The sequence below is a fragment of the Rheinheimera sp. D18 genome (genome assembly GCF_004345025.1).
In the GTDB taxonomy this organism is placed as follows: domain Bacteria; phylum Pseudomonadota; class Gammaproteobacteria; order Enterobacterales; family Alteromonadaceae; genus Alishewanella; species Alishewanella metallidurans.
The window spans coordinates 3,219,768-3,237,785 of record NZ_CP037745.1 but is presented as its reverse complement, the minus strand read 5'-3'; the positions used below and the strand labels follow the sequence as shown (position 1 = coordinate 3,237,785).

The following is an 18,018-nucleotide window of genomic DNA, read 5'->3' as shown; positions in this document are numbered from 1 at the left end:
AATAAATGTTGAAAAGTGGCCGCGCTATCAATATATTATAAATCAACAAATAAAATTGTTGATTTATAGGTATTCAATGAGGGTTGCTGTCAAGAAATTTAAAAGTGGTGAGCGCTATGTTTTTTTGTTGGGTGATAACGGATTGCCTGACTTTTGGGTGACTCATTTTGTAACGCAAAAGCTGCGAATGAATCATGCCGCAACGTCAATCGAGCAATACCTAAAATCCATCAAGCATTTGAAGGTTTGGGAGAAAATTAACGGCCGAAATCTGCTGGATGAAATCTACAACGGCAGCGTACCGAGCCGTGATGATATTAAAGAAATCAAAGAGCACTGCGCATATCAAGCCAAAGCCCTTATCAACAGACCCGCAAGTAATGTTGTCGACATGGGACAGTTTTATTTATCGAGGGACGATGACAAGCCCACGGTCGGGAAGTCTCAGTACATATCGCGGATAGCACATATTGCCGAGTTTCTGCATTTCATCGGGCAAGAGCGGGTTAAGCATAAGCCCACTGCGGCAGCGCTCTTTGATGCGCTCGATAACATGAAAAAGAGACTTAAAAGCGATATGCCAAAAGGGAGATTAAAAAAAGGCTCTTTAGATAAATCAGGTATTTCAGATGATGCCTTTCAGGATTTTCTCAATGTTGCCCGACCGGACTCACAATACAATCCCTTCAAAAACCCAGTGATTAAATTTAGAAACTATGTGATTGTTCAAACGTTTTATGAAACCGGATTTCGCTGTTCTGAGTTGCTTGCGCTTCGTATCAGCGATATTGGCACCGACATCGATCAACCTACCTTGTCGGTGGTAAGGCGACATGACAGCAAAGAAGATCCCCGATTAAAAGAGCCCACAGCAAAGACACTTGGCCGGGAGGTTGCTATTTCAAAGCAGCTGAGAGACTTGCTGAATACCTATATTAAGATTCACCGGAACAATACAACGGTGGCGAAAACCCATCCGTTTATATTTGTCTCTCACAAAGAGAAAAATGGTCATTATCAGTCAGGGCAACCGCTCATTCAGCGAACTATTAATCATCTCTTTAACACTATAAAGAGTGTCAATCCGGAGCGGTTCTGGGGTATTTCACCACACTTCCCCCGACACTATTTTAACGATCAACTCTCCGTGCGTATTGATGAAGTAAAGCAAGCGGTTTTAGAGGAAGTGAAACGATTAGAAGAGCAAGGTTTGCATCAAGCGGCAAAGCAATATGCCAGTGAAAATACCATCACCGAACAACGAGAGCTTGAAATTCGGGCGGCGCTTAACGGCCATTCGTCCCTTGAGTCAGGACGCATTTATCTGACACGAACCGCGAAAAAGCAAGCGCATGAAATACGGCAAAAAATGCAAGCCACGTTAACGCACAAAGCAGAGAGAGGCGGTTATGTTAGCTAAAGCAAACAGATTGCAAGGCGCTAAAAGGGCCAAAGCAAAAACAAAATCGGATAAGCGACGCAGCAAAGCTAACTACGAGTTTGATGTTTATGATGATGTTTGGAGATTAGATGCTAATCACTCTTTAAACTTTAAATTACTCGCTCCGCTGAATCTGGATTCAAGGTTTGAAATTAATTTCAAACTGGCCTTGGCTGACTATGCGTGTGAATTCTCATCTGGTTATGCAAGAGGAATTTTCTTATGTACCAGGGCACTTTTCACTGCTGGCGTTAAAGACACGATTAATGAATCACACATCATCAACTACAAAGCGACGTTGACTAAAGGCGCGGAGTACAAATTGGGCTACATCCGTGCATTTTTGCTCGATTGGTTCGACAAAGAGATTAAAGGCGTAGATAAGAAGGCAGTTGAGTTACTTAATTCGCTAAAGTTATCTGGTAATGAAAAAGGCAGGGCCGTTGCATTAGGATGCCCTTACAGTGGTGCGTACACATTTGAAGAGCAAGCGGCTTTTATCAACTGGTATGTCGATGCCTACACAGAAAAACTGATTTCATTGACAGACTATGCGCTCATCATGGCGTTGCAGCAAACAGGTGCGCGTCCTGTTCAACTTACTCACCTGTATTGTGGCGATTTAATCACAAGGCATGAGGAAGGCGTTGACCATTTTGACTTGCAACTTCCCAATGCCAAAAAACGAAATGCGGGATTTAGAGGCTCGTTTCAAATCAAAAAGGATGTGGGTGAAGATTTAATGCTGGTGCTAACCGCGCAAGCCAAGCAATCCATCAAGACGATTGAAACGCACTTTGGCATTAAACTAAATTCACAGCAGAAAAGCCAAATCCCGATTTTTCTCAACGCTCGGGAAATCTCAAATTTATCAGACTTCAATGCATTTAGACAATTGCAGAAAAACATGCCTGATGCCGTTTGTATTAGGAAAACAGATGTTGGTTCTTTGGTGTCGAGAATAGCGAAACTTTGTCCTTTAAAAACAACACGGATTAAACTGGATGGTGAGTTTGGGGACTTGCATATCAATCCCAGACGATTCCGTTATACCCACGCAACCAACATGGCAATGCTGGGTGCAAGCGACTATGCCATCGCTGAAGAGTTGGGTCATTCAGATACCCAGCAAGTGAAAGTCTACACAGAGTTCAACGAAGATATGGCAGACAGAATTGATGCGGCATTGGCATCCGATTTAACGCCATTAGCGCAAGCATTTTCGGGCACGTTGATTGATAGTGAAAAAGACGCCATTCGAGCCAATGACCCACGCAGTAGGATTAATAACAACGATGGCAACCCTGTCGGGAACTGCGGAAAATTTGGGTTTTGTGCCAATGGCACCATCCATTGTTATACATGCAATAAATTCCAACCCTGGTTGAACGCACCGCATACTGAAGTCCTGAACACTCTGGTTTCCGAGGTTGATCGCAAGAGACAAATGGGCGCAAGTGAGTTTGTACTGCAAGCCAGTAATCGAACGATTAACGCTATCAAGGTGGTTATTGACAAGTGTGAGGCCAGAAAACAAGAACTGGAAAAAGGTGGCGCATTAAATGGCTGATGCATTAGTATTTACACCAAAGCACCAACAGGATTGCCAGAAGAATTATGCGGACTTCATAGCGTTTGCCAAAAACGAATTAACGCTTTTTGGTGCTCATGAGTTTGAAAGCCCTTTTGGCCCTCAGAAAGGATGGGAATGCGATAAATGGTCTTGGATAACAGCAAGAGGAAAGAAATTAACCATCGTATTTGGAAACAGTGAAAATCATTCCGAATATATTCCATTCAAGCAACCATTTGCTGATTTTGCTAAAGCCTATGTACGTTATGATCAGTCACTAAATCATAAAGATTCAACCGTTTGGGCTTCAACTTTAGTGTGGTTCTATAAAGCGCTAGAAGAAAACGCGACTCAAAATGATAGATCTGATGTTGATATTATGCACCTCAATAACACAGTTATTAATCGTGTGGAGGAGCAGGTCAAGAGTAGTGGATTAAGTGCGGGCAGCAAGCACGCTATTGGGCGTTCACTTGAAAAGGTATTGAAGTTTATAAAGGATAAGCGATTCAAACTAGACCTACAAGAGTGGTCAAACCCTTTTCCTCGACCATCTGATTCAGCCACTAAACTTGATAAGGATAGTCGTAAACAAGAGGAAGACAAATGCCCCTCTGATTACCAGATGTTGCAGGTGGCAGATGCCTTTCATAAAGCTAAAACACCTCGACAACAATATTTTTCCAGTCTTTGTGTAATGCTGATGTGTCAGCCCAGTCGCAGCGTTGAACTTAACAGCCTTACCGTTAATTCATTGCAAAAAAGTGATAAGGGCAGATGGTATTTAATGTGGCATCCGGCCAAAGGCGGCGATCCGGTTCGTAAATGGATTCCGAAATTATTGGAAGATGTGGCTCAACAGGCGTTTAAAAGGCTGGTTGACATCTCTGCGCCTGCCAGAGCTGCTGCAAAATTTGCTCATGAAAATCCCGACCTGTTTATGTTGCACGAACAGTGCATAACACCTGCTAATTTTCCTCAAGACCAGATGTTAACGTATAACCAATTCGCCAAGGCAATGGGGCTTATGGTTGGTGAACGTAGTAACGGATCTCAAGAGAGTTGGGCTTCCCCAAATGTGAAGTGGCTCCATAAACTCATCAGTAAATTAAATAGCGTATCGGACTGGAAACAAGATTTGTTGAAAGGGCGCGTTGTGTCTCAGGATAATGAAATACTGACCAAAATATCTCTTAAGTCTACAGGGATTAGTATCAAATTCCCAAGTTATAGAGATCTTCGTACGGTGGTTGACCAAAATTACAAAACTAAACACTTTCCCAATTATGGACAGACCAAAGTTTGGGATTGTATAACTTTAGTCAGAGAAAACGAATTTCATATCGAGTTTGCTGTTAAGCCGTTTTCCTGGCTCATGGTTAGAAAGAGCCCATTGAGTTATGCTTTAGGGAGTCATAGAAATGGAGCTGTATCAATCTTTGAAGAGTTGTCGATTACCGATGAAGATGGCTCTCCATTAAGTATTACTTCTCACCAACCGAGGCATTGGCTGAATACCAAGTTGAAACTGGCGGGTGAAGAAGATTGGCTAATTGCCAAGTGGTCAGGGAGAGCGGATATAGAGCAAAACAAAGCATACGATGGGAGAACAGAAACACAAAAATCGCGGCTTACCAAGCGTATAGGTCAAGTGACCAAGGGTGAAGGAGTGATGACGGTTGCTAAAACTAATCAACTGCTGGAACCCTATACATCGGATGCGCCTCCTCCGGCCATTGTGTTGCATGACTTAGGCTTACCTGTTTCCTTAGAATCGCTAGGCGTGGACAGAACAGGCGTTGCCCAGTTTACGGGGTTAGGCTTTTGCGTGCATAACTATGCAGACAGCCCTTGTGTTAAAAATGGCGACTGTGCGGTCTGTAGTGACCATGTGTGCATGAAAGGACTCCCTCACACGTTAGATGAGCTTAAACGCCTTGAAAAGCTCTATGAAGAACAGTTAGCGGATGCAAAGCTCAAAGCTGAAAAGCAGGTATTTGGTGCTGACCGTTGGGTAACGGCTTCTGGCTTTCGACTATCCAAGATAAGAACCATCATTACCATGATGGAAGATCCAGCCAGTCAGGACGGTACACCTATCAGAATCCCTCACGAGTTAGACCCTTCACCAGTTAAACGCTCACTCAATATTGACGAGCAGAGTGTTATTCCTATTTGGGATCTCACAGCCCTAGCATTGTCAGATTTGGAGGAGTAATGGCTTTTGTAACAGACAACAAAGAAACGATTCTTGCGATTATTGACGGATGGACGGGTAAACTGACGTATGATTTGCTATCTGAAAAATTACAGTCGGAGTTGGGTTTAAAGCGCCTTCCATCTCGCCACACCTACATAAAACATGATGAAATCAAACATGCGTTTGACCTGAAAAAAGAAGAGCTGAGAAACAAAAAGTCTGCCGCAATTGAAGAAGCGAAATCTTTATTCGACAGGGACGTTAAACTGAGTAAGCTCCTTGGGAATTTAAGCAACGATGATGCAACCATTGCCGAGCTAATAAAACGGGTTGAAAAACTCGAAAACGAGAATGAACGGCTCAATTCAGAAAACAAACGACTAGGCGACCAACGGGAGATATTGCTGGAGCGCTTCGCCCGATGGCAACACAATCTACAAAAGATGGATGGCGTTGATTTGAATAAGCTTGCCGCAACAATCGATGACCCATTGCCTGCTAAAAACCGATAAATGATGTATTCATAAGCCTATCTCACAAAGCCGCATGGATGCGGCGACAACACGGTATTTACTGATAACAATTACTCTTCCTGCTAAACCAATGACGCTAACACCGTTGTTGCTCGACGTGTTGGAACAAGTCGCACGCATGTGGTGACATGAGCGCTGAGCAAAAATTCAGGGATGAATTCTTTTCTCTCTCCATGAATTGCAAATTACTCTGACTCTCCATAAACCCACGCTCTTCAAACGTTCACATGTTAATTCACTGCTATAAATACTCTTGCCCCAATGTTGAATACACCGTAAATTCATTTATATAGAAAACCCAACCCCTTTTTAGGGTTAAGATGTCATTCAAAATGCGCTGCCGTGCGTTGTGGCAATACTTAGCAGCGCAATCGCTATTACAGTTTTAAAAAGAATTTATAGGCTAAAGCCTATCAGGGACTGACTATCAATGTTTGAACAAACGTTTAAGAATATCGACGACATACTGCATAAAGATGCTGGCTGCTCCAGCGAGCTGGACTACACCGAACAAACCTCCTGGATGCTGTTTTTAAAATATTTGGATGACTTGGAGTTTGCGAAATCGCAGGAAGCGGAATTGATGGAGCAGGAATACCGCTACATCATTGATGAAGCTCACCGCTGGAGTAAATGGGCTGCCCCTAAAAAAGCTGATGGTAGTTTTGACCATGACAACGCCTTAACCGGTGATGATCTAATGGAGTATGTTGACGGTGAGTTATTCCCTTACCTGAAAGGCTTTAAGCAACGGGCCCAAAGCCCAAATACCATAGAGTACAAAATTGGTGAAATATTCGGTGAGATAAAAAACAAAATCCAAAGTGGTTACTCGCTTCGTGATGCGCTGGAAAAAGTGGACGAGCTGCAATTTCGCTCGCAAGAAGCCAAACATGAGCTGTCGCACCTATACGAAGTAAAAATCAAAAACATGGGCAACGCCGGGCGCAACGGTGGCGAATACTACACACCCCGCCCATTAATTCGCGCCATGATTGATGTGATAAAGCCAAAAATTGGTGAAACCATTTATGACCCGGCAGCAGGCTCGGCCGGTTTTCTGTGCGAAGCTTTTGATTACCTGCGTCAAGGTGGTGCAGAAAATCGCCAGCTTAAATCCAACGACTTAACAATACTGCAGGAAAGCACCTTCTACGCCAAAGAAAAGAAGTCGCTGGCCTATGTAATTGCCATTATGAATATGATTTTGCATGGCATTGAAGCGCCTAACGTGGTTCATACCAATACCTTGGCAGAGAGCCTGCAAGACATTACCCCAAACAAACAGCACGATATCATTTTGGCTAACCCACCGTTCGGCGGTAAAGAGCGGCCAGAGGTACAGCAAAACTTCCCGATCAAAACCGGTGAAACCGCATTCCTGTTTTTGCAGCACTTTATAAAGTCACTCAAGCCTGGTGGCCGTGCGGCTGTCGTGATTAAGAATACCTTTTTATCTAATACCGATAATGCTGCCATTGCCCTGCGCAAAGAGCTACTGGAAAACTGTAACTTACATACTATTCTCGACTGCCCAAGTGGTACATTTATAGGTGCCGGCGTTAAAACCGTCGTGTTGTTTTTCACCAAAGGCGAGCCGACCCAAAGCACCTGGTTCTATCAATTGAACGTCGGCCGAAATATGGGTAAAACTAACCCGTTAAATGACACTGACTTAAAAGAGTTTGTGCAATTGCAAGCCAGCTTTGCGGATTCTGATAATTCCTGGTCAATAGCAAACAGTACGCTGGATAGCAACACCTGGGATTTGTCAGTTAAAAATCCCAATGCTAAAGAAGAGACTGCACTGCGTGAACCCAAAGATATTATTGAAGAAATTATCGCGCTCGACAAAGAGAGTGAATCGATTCTGGCTAGTATTCAGGAGCTTCTATGACACAAGGATGGTCTCATAAAAAACTGGGGGAAGTATGCGTTTTGCAGAGGGGTTTTGACTTACCCAAAGGCGATCGAAAATCCGGGCTTGTTCCCTTAATTAGTTCAAGCGGTCGAAGTGACTACCATGACGAAGCGAAAGTAAAAGGCCCGGGGGTTGTCACAGGACGCTCTGGAAGTATCGGCAAAGTTTTCTTTATTGAAGAAGATTTTTGGCCCCTTAATACGACCCTGTATGTAAAAGAATTTTATGGTAACTACCCACGATTTGTCGCCTATCTGCTTAATAGTTTTGACTTGAGTAGATATACAAGTGGGGCTGGAGTCCCGACACTGAATCGAAACCATGTTCATGATGAATTAGTATTTGTTCCTGAGTCTGTTGAAGAACAAAAACGCATCGTTGCCATTCTCGATCAAGCCTTTGCCGATATCGACCAAGCACGCGCCACGGCTGAGGCAAACCTGAAAAATACCCGTGAGTTGTTTGATAGCTACTTGCAGCAGGTGTTTAACCAGCGTGGCGAAGGGTGGTCACAATTAACGTTAGGTGAAATTGGTCGTGTTTCTATGTGTAAACGAGTATTAAAAGCTCAAACATCATCTTCTGGTGATATTCCATTTTTTAAAATTGGGACATTTGGTAAAGAGCCTGATGCATTTATTAGTAGAAGTATGTACGAAGATTTTAAAGCTAAATACTCTTATCCAAAGTTGGGTGATATCTTGCTTTCTGCTTCTGGAACAATTGGCCGCAGGGTGATTTATGATGGGAAGCCAGCATACTTTCAAGATTCTAACATCGTCTGGATTGATAATGATGAGAGACTTGTATTAAACAATTACCTATATCACTTTTACGGTATCTGTGATTGGAATCCCTCTAAAGGAGCGACAATCTCAAGGTTATATAATGATGATTTACGAAGAATCAAAATATCATTCCCAGCTCCCAACATCCAAAAGCAACTAGTTAAGAATATTTCTCTCTTGTCAGAAAAAATCGAAATCGTGCAGGCAAATTATGTTAAGAAATTAGATTCGCTTGATGAACTTAAAAAATCCATTCTACAAAAAGCCTTTACCGGCGAACTAACCAAAAGCAAAGGAATTGCTGCATGACATTTATCCCGAAGAACAGAGCAAACCGCAACGAAGCCGATACCCGCGCTGATTTAATTGATCCGCAGTTAAAAAGTGATGGTTGGGGCCAGGCAGAGGCGAGCTTTATTCGACGGGAAGTGATTTGTCCGGGGCGTATTCTTACTGGTGGCAAACGCAGCCAACCGGTAAATAGCGATTATGTATTGATATATAAAGGCCGCAAACTGGCGGCAATCGAAGCCAAAAAAGAAGCGTTAAGCTACACCGAAGGCGTGCGTCAGGCCAAAGATTATGCACAGCGCTTGCAGTGCCGGTTGGCCTATGCCACTAACGGCCATGACATCTACCAGATTGATATGGTGACTGGTATAGAGCAGCTGGTAGAACGCTATTTATCTCCAGAAGAATTGTGGTCACTTACTTTCAACGCGCAAGATATAACCGCACCCGATTATAAAAAGGCGTGGCGTGAGCGCTTTGCCGCAATACCATTTGAATTAAAAGGCGACTGGCAGCCGCGTTATTATCAGGAAAACGCCATTAATAATGCTCTGGAAGCCATTGCAGGTGGCAAACAAAGAATACTGCTTACCTTAGCTACTGGTACTGGTAAAACCTGTATTGCCTTTCAAACCGCCTGGAAGTTATTTCAAAGCCGATGGAGCTTAACCGCGCAGAAAAACCCGGAGTTAGCCAAACGCCGGCCACGTATTTTGTTTTTAGCGGACCGCAACATATTAGCCAATCAGGCATTTAATGACTTCGGCCCCTTTGGTGAAGACGCTTTAGTGCGTATTAACCCGGATGAAATACGCAAAAAAGGCTCAGTGCCTAAAAATGCCAGTGTGTTTTTTACCATTTTCCAAACCTTTATGAGTGGCCCAAAAGATGCGGAAGGTAATGAAACGCCTTATTTTGGTGACTACCCGCCAGATTTCTTTGACCTGATTATTATTGACGAGTGTCACCGTGGTGGCGCTAACGACGAAGGTAATTGGCGCAATATCCTTAACCACTTTTCGCCCGCCGTTCAACTGGGCTTAACCGCCACACCAAAACGTACAGACAACGTTGATACCTACCACTACTTTGGTGAGCCGGTATACAGCTACACCCTGAAGCAAGGCATAAACGACGGCTTCTTAACCCCGTTCAAGGTTTGCCCTACTGTGGGCACGATGGACGAGTATGTCTATACCCCGGGCGATGGTGTTGTAGTGCGAGGTGAGCCAGAGCCAGGCAGGTTATACAAAGAAGGTGACTTTAACCGTATTATTACTATCCCGGCGCGTGAACAAAAGCGTGTGCAGTATTGGATGGATTTATTTAAACCCCATGAAAAAACCCTGGTATTTTGTGCCACCCAGGAACATGCCGGCATGGTTCGCGATTTCATCAATCAGTATGCCAAGCAGAAAGGCTGGACAACTAACACCAACTATTGCGTGCGAGTTACCGCCAACGACGGTGCAGCCGGTGAAAACGACCTGAAAATATTCCAGGATAACGAAAAAACCATTCCGACCGTTTTAACCACGTCGCGTAAGCTTTCCACCGGTGTAGATGCCCGCAATGTGCGTAACATTGTACTGATGCGCCCATGTAACAACATGATCGAGTTTAAGCAGATTGTCGGCCGCGGTACGCGCATGTATGAAGGCAAAGACTACTTCACCATTTATGATTTCGTAAAAGCGCATCATAACTTTGCTGATCCTGAATGGGACGGCGAGCCCTTACCACCTGAGAAAAGCTGTGAAGTTTGTGGCAATTCGCCTTGCAGCTGCGAAAAAGTACCATGCAGTGTTTGCGCCTTTAGTCCATGTGGCTGCCCAAAAGCTCCTTGTGCCTTGTGCGAAAGCGAGCCCTGTGTGTGTGAAAAGCCTGCCTGCATTGTTTGTGGTACCGAGCCCTGTAGTTGTGAACCGACAGAATGCCAGGTATGCAACAGCACACCTTGTATTTGCCAAAAAACCGAGAAAATCACCATCAAACTCAGCGACGGAAAAACACGGCAAATTAAGCATATCTCTTCGGTTATGTACTGGTTTGGCGATAAGCCTATTACGGCGAAAGAGTTTGTTGAACGGCTATTTTCAGACTTGCCACAGTATTTCGAAAATGAAGATCAGCTGCGCGAAATCTGGAGCGACCCAACCACTAGGGAAAAACTGCTTCATAGCCTATCAGAGGCCGGCTACGACGAAGAAAAGCTCGAAGGTATGAAAGAACTTATCGACGCCAAAGACAGCGACGTATACGACGTGCTGCGTTATATCGCTTATGCCCGTGAGGCAATGAGTCGTGACCAGCGTGCGACAGTAGCTAAACCAGATATTAAAGCAGCGTTTGGTAATGATAAGCAGCAACAATTTATCGATTTCGTTCTTAGCAAATACGTTGAAGACGGCGTAGCAGAACTGTCTCCTAGCAAAATGCGCAGCTTGATTGAACTGAAATATCACACCATTGGCGACGCTGTAAAAGAGTTAGGCTCTACGGCCGCTATACGTGAAACGTTTATTGGCTTTCAGCGGCATTTGTATGAGAGATAGCGATGAAAGTTAAATTTTAAAACCGTTTCTGGCTAGTGATGCATTTAGCGTTGTTCGGCTTACTTTAAAATGAGATGCAACTTCAGCTTTAGTTATCAAGGGATCTGACAACATTGCCGCTGCTTTTTTCACATCGCCATCCGAAAGCGCAAGTTTTCTGCCACCCTTTCGTCCTCTCGCTCTTGCTGCAGCCAGACCGGCTTTAGTCCTTTCAACAATAAGTGAGTGTTCAAACTCGGCTAAAGCACCAAAAATATGAAAAATCAGTTTCCCGGCAGAATTAGTCGTATCGATTGATTCCGTCAAGGATTTAAATCCAATACTGCGTTTCTGCAGATCATCGATAATTTCGACCAAATCCTTCAGGGATCTTGCTAAACGATCGAGTTTCCAAACCACGAATACATCACCTGCACGAAGTGTACGCAGGCATTGCGACAATATAGGTCGATCACGATGCTTTCCCGTGAGGGACTCATTGAATACTTCCTCACAACCCGCAGCGTTTAGAGCGTCGAGTTGTAAATCTGCATTTTGGTCCTGAGTACTAACTCTGGCATAGCCAATTATCATAAGAAATGGTACCTAATCTATTCATAGATTGTTGTACGGATTTCTTGGCGTTAAAGCAAGTGTTTTGAGGTGGTTTTTAACGTTTAATTGAATCGACCAACAAATGAGGGTTTTCTTATCGCCTATTTTAGGCCTAACCTTGCATGATTAAATTTTATACGCTACGTTTATCGTTATTAAAATAACGCTTAAAAGAGGCGTGTATGAGTAGAACAATTACGACAAAAATTAGCGTTGCTGACTTAGACTTCGTCATTCAGTATTTGATCTTACTTTCACAATCCAAGCGTGCATTTCAGTTAGATATTCCACTCTATAAGAGTCGTAACAGGATAAAGCTCTATGAATCTGCCATCCTGTTAGAAACAGCATTAATGGAAAAAAAGGATCAGGATTTTATTGATGCCATAGACCGTATATGTGTCGATATTGAAGGTATAGTTAAAAGTACTATACCAACAGAAGAGATACAAAAACTTAAAACCGCAATCAGACAAAAGCGTTATAAAAATAACGATTTTAATAGGCTCTTGAATGAGTACAACAGCACTCAGACGTTTTTAGCTGAGAGGCGTTTAAACTCTTAGTGCTGCTAGAGAGGCAGGGCAGGATAAATGCAACGACGAATTTATATTTAACTGCGATGGTGTTTCAAAATCACTACATTAATTTTTTAGATATCCCATTTATTTACTCTGCAATTTCAAGTTAAAGTAGTCAGGTCGCTTCTGACCGGAACCAGGCAACTGGGAAGTGATGCCGGAGCTTTGTCAACGGCAATCCAATTTTGACCCACTTACCGCTTAAAACGGTAATCTAAATTTGACCCACCCCAGGCTTTTATCAACTTAACGTACTCTCTGCTGCCGGTATCACACCCGCTGTTCTTTTACCTTTTAACCTGTAGCTATTACCGCTGATCTGCACGATATGAGCATGGTGTAATAACCTGTCTAAGAGTGCCGCAGTTAAGGTTTGATCATCAGTAAACGCCGTTGACCATTGTGAGAATGGCAGGTTGCTGGTCACAATAACACTGCCTTGTTCATAACGTTTCGCTATCACGTTAAAGAACAGGTTGGCTTCATCCCGGCCAAACGGTAAGTAACCTATTTCATCTATTACCAACAGTTTTGGCGATAATACACTGCGTTTTAAGTATGCCTCCAGGCGGCCCTGTTTCTTTGCCGTGGCCAGTTGCAGCATTAAATCTGCCGCAGTGATAAAGCGCACTTTTATGCCACGCATAATGGCGCTGTACGCCAGTGCTATCGCCAGATGACTTTTACCTACGCCACTTGGGCCGAGCAGTACAATATTCTCCTGACGCTCAATAAAGGCCAGGCTGGTGAGCTCCAATAGCTGTTTGCGCGGTGCGCCGGTGGCGAAGCGGAAGTCATAGTCATCAAAGTGTTTTACCGCTGGTAACCCGGCAGTCTTGAGCAACATCTCCCGCGTGCGCTGCAATCTGGCATCCAGTTCTGCTTGCAGCAGGCTTTCGAGGAAGTCGGCGAAGCTTTTACCTTGTGCGGCACTGTGGTCAGCCATGGCCGACCATTCTGTTGCTATTGCCGGCAGTTTCAATACCTCACAGGCATGCTGTATTCGTTGAAGTTGCAGGTTCATGGCCGCACCTCCAACAATTGGTCATACACCGATAAGGGGTGTTGTAAGCTTTCCCTTGGCATCGTATAGCGCGTGATTTGCCGGATGTCAGACTGGCGCGGTTTTATACCGCTGGGTAGCGGTTGTAAGCTCAAGCGCTCTTTAGCTAGTAACACCGCAGGCTTCTCGCCAGTCGTGCCATGGATGCGCTGATTGGCCACATCATGAAGCCAGGGGCCGATATGCGCATTCGCTGTGTCGACATCGAGCACAAGGCCAGCCTGTTTTAAGCTGGCAGCCAGTGGCGTGATAAAGCTGCCTTTTAAATAGCCATTGAAGCGCTCAACCTTGCCCTTGGTTTTTGCCCGGTAAGGGCGGCAGGCTTTAAGTTTAAAGCCATAGTCTTTGGCCATCTCAAGCAGTTTGGCATTCCAGCGATGAGCACCCTCACCATAAGCATCGCGCTCAATCATGATGCATTTGGCATTATCAAACAGCAGCTCTTTAGGGACGCCAGAGAAGTAATCCAGCGCGGCTTCAATACCCAGCAACCAGTCTTCCTGGCGCTCATATTCACTGAACCGGACATAGGTAGCGCGGCTAAAACCCAGCGTGGCAACAAAGCCTTTTAGCTTATAACGCCCGCGGCGAATGGTCGTAAAGTCGATTTGCAGCTGTTGGCCTGGGGCGGTTTCAAAGCGCCTCACCGGTTCATGCTGCTGCGGTTTAAAAGGCCGGATATAGTTCTTCAGAATGCCTTCTTTGCCGGTAAATCCTTTGGCCTGAATTTCACGGAACAGCACCGTTGCCGGTATCCAATCCGGCTTAGCCGCAGCGATCCGCTCCATCAGATATGTCTTGAATGGGTCAAGTTTTGAAGCCCGATCAGCACGTTCGCTATAGGCTGGCGTTTTAGCAATATCCCGCAGATACTTACGAACAGTATTGCGTGATACATGTAATGTTTTGGCGATAGCACGAATGCTTTGGCCTTGTCGGTGCAACACATGGATTTCCACTAATAACTCCTGAGTCAGCATTAAAATTACACCGCCTTAATTCAATTAATGTCGGCGGTAATTTTGCCTCAGGTGGGTCAATTTTAAATTGTCGTTAGTGGGTCAGTTTTACATTACCGGTGACACTTAGGTTCCCTTAGCCCGTGAGCAAGATAAAAAGGCGCCCCGGAAACCAATTATTACATGATCAAGCTAAAAGCGTCGGATCTTAAACGATCCAGCAAAAATCTGCCTTCAATCATAAATTTTTAAGTGTGACATATCACATAGCTAATGCCTTCCTCACCAGCCCGTACTTTTGCCGCTAAATCTCGACAACTGCAATTGTGTTTATGGCGGAGATTTAGCGTTCAGGATCAAAATGGAGATCTTTGATGATCGTAAAAAAATTCACCTAAAAAATATTTCAAAGAAGCGTCACAAGTAACGCAATTTAGACTGCTATGAGCGAATAGCAGACATTAACGTACGCCTTAGCGGTGAGCAACTTGTTGCAAGTCCAGCGGCAGTAAGGCAAGATGTTTGAGACGCTTGTTATGCCGTTTGAGCCTCGTTGATAGCGACTTGTAATGAGCCAGCAAACTCTTTGATATGATCAATAGCTTGAGCAAAATCTTTAGAACTCACACTGATCATAGTTCCATCAATAGTTTTACCATTTCGATGCACAATATCGTGTCTTAGTTTAGTTACTTTAACGACCTTAGAAATATCGATATCGAGTTTTATTCCTAAGACCTGTTCATACATTTCCACGACATTCGGAATATTGTGATACAAGATGTCGCTTACGTATTTCAAAACTAAAGATTTCACGTCCAAGTTATTTTCAGCTAGGTCTGTAAGCTTCACATTTTTAAGAACTTTAAATTTACAAATTGCATTTTTTAAATACAGATCATTTTGAGATATAAGACTCTTCAGTGTGTCACCTAAGAAAGCCTCAAGTAAAGTCACCGCGTACGAATAAGACATCTTTACGACAACGTTTGCGTGTAGCATGAAAGCCATTTTTTTACGATTATTCAAGTTGCTCTCAGCCATAGTACTTAATGCCTCAAGCTCACTAGTAAACAACTTGTGGATATTTGAAGAGCCGTTTTCGTTCAACCATTGCAACTCTGCTTGCCACTCAGCCTCTTCCATCAGGTGCGCTTGGTAATCTGAGTACTCTTCTGCTAATTTCTGATATTCCTCCGACTCTTCATTAAGTGAATCATCACTTAATCTTTTCCTAATCCAGTTGTCGTTTTCAGAAGACGGCTGCACTGAACGTCAGAAGCCGACTGCACTATAGCAGCGGAGGGGTTGGATCCATCAGGCAACGACGGGCTGCTGCCGGCCATCAGCGGACGCAGGGAGGACTTTCCGCAACCGGCCGTTCGATGCGGCACCGATGGCCTTCGCGCAGGGGTAGTGAATCCGCCAGGATTGACTTGCGCTGCCCTACCTCTCACTAGTGAGGGGCGGCAGCGCATCAAGCGGTGAGCGCACTCCGGCACCGCCAACTTTCAGCACATGCGTGTAAATCATCGTCGTAGAGACGTCGGAATGGCCGAGCAGATCCTGCACGGTTCGAATGTCGTAACCGCTGCGGAGCAAGGCCGTCGCGAACGAGTGGCGGAGGGTGTGCGGTGTGGCGGGCTTCGTGATGCCTGCTTGTTCTACGGCACGTTTGAAGGCGCGCTGAAAGGTCTGGTCATACATGTGATGGCGACGCACGACACCGCTCCGTGGATCGGTCGAATGCGTGTGCTGCGCAAAAACCCAGAACCACGGCCAGGAATGCCCGGCGCGCGGATACTTCCGCTCAAGGGCGTCGGGAAGCGCAACGCCGCTGCGGCCCTCGGCCTGGTCCTTCAGCCACCATGCCCGTGCACGCGACAGCTGCTCGCGCAGGCTGGGTGCCAAGCTCTCGGGTAACATCAAGGCCCGATCCTTGGAGCCCTTGCCCTCCCGCACGATGATCGTGCCGTGATCGAAATCCAGATCCTTGACCCGCAGTTGCAAACCCTCACTGATCCGCATGCCCGTTCCATACAGAAGCTGGGCGAACAAACGATGCTCGCCTTCCAGAAAACCGAGGATGCGAACCACTTCATCCGGGGTCAGCACCACCGGCAAGCGCCGCGACGGCCGAGGTCTTCCGATCTCCTGAAGCCAGGGCAGATCCGTGCACAGCACCTTGCCGTAGAAGAACAGCAAGGCCGCCAATGCCTGACGATGCGTGGAGACCGAAACCTTGCGCTCGTTCGCCAGCCAGGACAGAAATGCCTCGACTTCGCTGCTGCCCAAGGTTGCCGGGTGACGCACACCGTGGAAACGGATGAAGGCACGAACCCAGTTGACATAAGCCTGTTCGGTTCGTAAACTGTAATGCAAGTAGCGTATGCGCTCACGCAACTGGTCCAGAACCTTGACCGAACGCAGCGGTGGTAACGGCGCAGTGGCGGTTTTCATGGCTTGTTATGACTGTTTTTTTGTACAGTCTATGCCTCGGGCATCCAAGCAGCAAGCGCGTTACGCCGTGGGTCGATGTTTGATGTTATGGAGCAGCAACGATGTTACGCAGCAGGGCAGTCGCCCTAAAACAAAGTTAAACATCATGAGGGAAGCGGTGATCGCCGAAGTATCGACTCAACTATCAGAGGTAGTTGGCGTCATCGAGCGCCATCTCGAACCGACGTTGCTGGCCGTACATTTGTACGGCTCCGCAGTGGATGGCGGCCTGAAGCCACACAGTGATATTGATTTGCTGGTTACGGTGACCGTAAGGCTTGATGAAACAACGCGGCGAGCTTTGATCAACGACCTTTTGGAAACTTCGGCTTCCCCTGGAGAGAGCGAGATTCTCCGCGCTGTAGAAGTCACCATTGTTGTGCACGACGACATCATTCCGTGGCGTTATCCAGCTAAGCGCGAACTGCAATTTGGAGAATGGCAGCGCAATGACATTCTTGCAGGTATCTTCGAGCCAGCCACGATCGACATTGATCTGGCTATCTTGCTGACAAAAGCAAGAGAACATAGCGTTGCCTTGGTAGGTCCAGCGGCGGAGGAACTCTTTGATCCGGTTCCTGAACAGGATCTATTTGAGGCGCTAAATGAAACCTTAACGCTATGGAACTCGCCGCCCGACTGGGCTGGCGATGAGCGAAATGTAGTGCTTACGTTGTCCCGCATTTGGTACAGCGCAGTAACCGGCAAAATCGCGCCGAAGGATGTCGCTGCCGACTGGGCAATGGAGCGCCTGCCGGCCCAGTATCAGCCCGTCATACTTGAAGCTAGACAGGCTTATCTTGGACAAGAAGAAGATCGCTTGGCCTCCCGCGCAGATCAGTTGGAAGAATTTGTTCACTACGTGAAAGGCGAGATCACCAAGGTAGTCGGCAAATAATGTCTAACAATTCGTTCAAGCCGACGCCGCTTCGCGGCGCGGCTTAACTCAAGCGTTAGATGCACTAAGCACATAATTGCTCACAGCCAAACTATCAGGTCAAGTCTGCTTTTATTATTTTT

Annotated in this window: 13 protein-coding genes and 1 pseudogene; 9 read left to right on the top strand and 5 right to left on the bottom strand. The window is 45.5% G+C overall.

Going from position 1 to position 18,018, the window contains the following annotated elements; genetic code table 11:
- Window positions 1–76: 76 nt before the first annotated feature.
- From E0Z06_RS15235 to E0Z06_RS15200, 7 genes are all read left to right on the top strand, one after another.
- Window positions 77–1,420, top strand: coding sequence for a site-specific integrase (locus E0Z06_RS15235; protein ID WP_132586489.1), 1,344 nt, complete (start codon window positions 77–79; stop codon window positions 1,418–1,420).
- A complete protein-coding gene (locus E0Z06_RS15230) occupies window positions 1,410–3,011 on the top strand; it encodes a site-specific integrase (RefSeq protein ID WP_132586486.1) in 1,602 nt (533 codons plus the stop codon). Before E0Z06_RS15235 ends, E0Z06_RS15230 begins: the two co-directional genes overlap by 11 nt.
- The gene (locus E0Z06_RS15225; RefSeq protein WP_132586483.1) at window positions 3,004–5,232 is read left to right on the top strand and encodes a hypothetical protein; all 2,229 of its coding nucleotides are present in this window, start codon (window positions 3,004–3,006) and stop codon (window positions 5,230–5,232) included. The genes E0Z06_RS15230 and E0Z06_RS15225 overlap by 8 nt, the downstream gene beginning before the upstream one ends.
- Window positions 5,232–5,726, top strand: a complete 495-nt coding sequence (locus E0Z06_RS15220) for a hypothetical protein (RefSeq protein ID WP_132586480.1) — start codon at window positions 5,232–5,234, stop codon at window positions 5,724–5,726. Before E0Z06_RS15225 ends, E0Z06_RS15220 begins: the two co-directional genes overlap by 1 nt.
- A 451-nt stretch (window positions 5,727–6,177) precedes the next feature.
- On the top strand, window positions 6,178–7,644 hold the full coding sequence (locus E0Z06_RS15215) for an N-6 DNA methylase (RefSeq protein ID WP_132586477.1): 1,467 nt from the start codon (window positions 6,178–6,180) through the stop codon (window positions 7,642–7,644).
- Window positions 7,641–8,765: a restriction endonuclease subunit S gene (locus E0Z06_RS15670; protein ID WP_207903107.1), complete on the top strand. Its 1,125-nt coding sequence runs from the start codon at window positions 7,641–7,643 to the stop codon at window positions 8,763–8,765. Before E0Z06_RS15215 ends, E0Z06_RS15670 begins: the two co-directional genes overlap by 4 nt.
- Window positions 8,762–11,302: a DEAD/DEAH box helicase family protein gene (locus E0Z06_RS15200; RefSeq protein ID WP_132586474.1), complete on the top strand. Its 2,541-nt coding sequence runs from the start codon at window positions 8,762–8,764 to the stop codon at window positions 11,300–11,302. The genes E0Z06_RS15670 and E0Z06_RS15200 overlap by 4 nt, the downstream gene beginning before the upstream one ends.
- Window positions 11,303–11,311: 9 nt before the next feature.
- Here the strand turns inward: E0Z06_RS15200 and E0Z06_RS15195 are convergent, their stop codons facing one another.
- Entirely contained in the window at window positions 11,312–11,875 is a 564-nt protein-coding gene (locus tag E0Z06_RS15195; RefSeq protein WP_132586471.1) for a recombinase family protein, read from the bottom strand.
- Between the two features lie 203 nt (window positions 11,876–12,078).
- Between E0Z06_RS15195 and E0Z06_RS15190 the strand changes: the two genes are divergently transcribed.
- Entirely contained in the window at window positions 12,079–12,462 is a 384-nt protein-coding gene (locus E0Z06_RS15190; RefSeq protein ID WP_132586468.1) for a hypothetical protein, read from the top strand.
- 256 nt (window positions 12,463–12,718) lie between these two features.
- Here the strand turns inward: E0Z06_RS15190 and istB are convergent, their stop codons facing one another.
- The 4 genes from istB to intI1 form a co-directional block, all read right to left on the bottom strand.
- Window positions 12,719–13,501: an IS21-like element helper ATPase IstB gene (istB, locus tag E0Z06_RS15185; protein WP_132581484.1), complete on the bottom strand. Its 783-nt coding sequence runs from the start codon at window positions 13,499–13,501 to the stop codon at window positions 12,719–12,721.
- Entirely contained in the window at window positions 13,498–14,520 is a 1,023-nt protein-coding gene (gene istA, locus E0Z06_RS15180; protein WP_132581482.1) for an IS21 family transposase, read from the bottom strand. Before istA ends, istB begins: the two co-directional genes overlap by 4 nt.
- A 513-nt stretch (window positions 14,521–15,033) precedes the next feature.
- Window positions 15,034–15,768: a hypothetical protein gene (locus E0Z06_RS15175; protein WP_132586465.1), complete on the bottom strand. Its 735-nt coding sequence runs from the start codon at window positions 15,766–15,768 to the stop codon at window positions 15,034–15,036.
- Between the two features lie 177 nt (window positions 15,769–15,945).
- On the bottom strand, window positions 15,946–16,959 hold the full coding sequence (gene intI1 / locus E0Z06_RS15165; protein ID WP_000845054.1) for a class 1 integron integrase IntI1: 1,014 nt from the start codon (window positions 16,957–16,959) through the stop codon (window positions 15,946–15,948).
- Window positions 16,960–17,104: 145 nt separating this feature from the next.
- On the opposite strand from intI1, the pseudogene aadA1 reads away from it, so the two are divergent.
- A pseudogene (gene aadA1, locus E0Z06_RS15160) lies at window positions 17,105–17,943 on the top strand (ANT(3'')-Ia family aminoglycoside nucleotidyltransferase AadA1).
- Window positions 17,944–18,018 lie beyond the last annotated feature (75 nt).